The sequence below is a fragment of the Streptomyces sp. WM6378 genome (assembly GCF_001279695.1).
Taxonomy (GTDB): Bacteria; Actinomycetota; Actinomycetes; order Streptomycetales; family Streptomycetaceae; genus Streptomyces.
Window position 1 is genome coordinate 1 of the sequence record NZ_LGDD01000132.1, and the last position, 1364, is coordinate 1364.

At 67.2% G+C, this 1364-nt stretch carries 1 protein-coding gene; it reads right to left on the minus strand.

All coding sequences use genetic code 11. The features are described 5' to 3' along the window. Window positions 1–315 (minus strand): SDR family NAD(P)-dependent oxidoreductase (locus ADK54_RS13525; RefSeq protein WP_159047748.1); only part of this gene is annotated, 315 nt, incomplete at its 3' end. Window positions 316–1364: the final 1049 nt, after the last annotated feature.

The following is a 1364-nucleotide window of genomic DNA, read 5'->3' on the forward strand; positions in this document are numbered from 1 at the left end:
GTGCCGCTCGGGGGCGGCCATGCCCGCGTTGTTCACGAGGACGTCCAGGTGCGGATGCGTCTCGATGACCCGGCGGGCCATGGCCTCGACCTCGTCGAGCCGGGTGAAGTCGGCCCCGTATGCGCAGAGTTGACCGGCTTCGACACCGGCCGTGGCGACGAGGCGGTCGGTGGCTGCCTGGGCTTCTTCGGTGGTGCGGCCGTGGACGAGGACGGTGGCGCCGCGCTCGGCGAGCTGGCGCGCGGCCTCGTAGCCGATGCCGGAGGTGGCTCCGGTGACGAGGACCGTGCGGCCGGTCAGGGATGCGGAAGTCATGGCGGACTCTCTGGATGTGGGCACGGCAAAACCGCCCCGGATCGGGGGCGGTGGGGCGTGCTGCGGGAATGAAGGCGCGCGTACGCTGCCGGGCCGTGGGCGCGACGGTTGCGTACGGCGCGGGAGGCGCGGCTCAGTGAGCCGACGCGGGGGCAGCGCGCACTATCGGCAGCACCGGATTCGGTGGCCGGTCGTCATAGCGCGGACTGCTGTTCACAGCCTCCATACAACTCCCCTCCGGACACGCCCTCAAGAGAACCGGGCGATCCTTGACGACCCTCTGATACCGGTCGGTTACGCGGATATCGGTCAGCCGAGCCCGGGGGCCATCGCCACGATCACGTCGATGAGGCTCGCGAAGATCACCGTGAGCCACAGCCAGTCACCGCTCACCGACGTGAAGACGGACGGGCGGACGGGCGCGAACGGCGATGAAGCCGGGCAAGTCGGCTGGGAACCCTGCCGGCGCCGGGGCCCCGGCGCCGGCAGGGAGCGAGCGGACGCGATGCGGCGGGACGGCGCCGCAGGTCACCGCGTAGGCCGGGCCGGTGAAGGAACACGTCCCGACCATGGGTTCGGCCGCTGCTGTCCGCGATCGTCACTCAGCGGCAGCATCAGGAATCTAGGCGATGGAGAAGCCGTGCTCCGATGATCGGGGCGATTATTTACGCCCCTCTGACCGTGCTTCGCCGGGGGTTGTCAGCATTTCGTCAGGAACCCGCTCACGATGGTTTGGCTGAACTCAGTGCATCCGGCTGGAAAGCATCGCGACCTTCGCGGAAAAATGCCCCTTTTGGGCTAATGAGGGCCAATATATTCGCAGGTCGGTAAGTACCTGTCTCCGCCAGCGTAAGAGTCCCGTTAAAGGGGCGCCAATGGCCGTAAGAGGCCCGTCAACGGAACGCGCAAACACAGGCAGAGGCGGTTTCCTCATGGCGTCCGTTCTTTTTCGAACCTCTCTCCAGGAGTTCACGATGGCCGACGTGGCCTTCGTCGTCACCACGATCGCGGTTTTCGCGTTGGTGGCGCTCATTGCCAAGGGGGTGGCA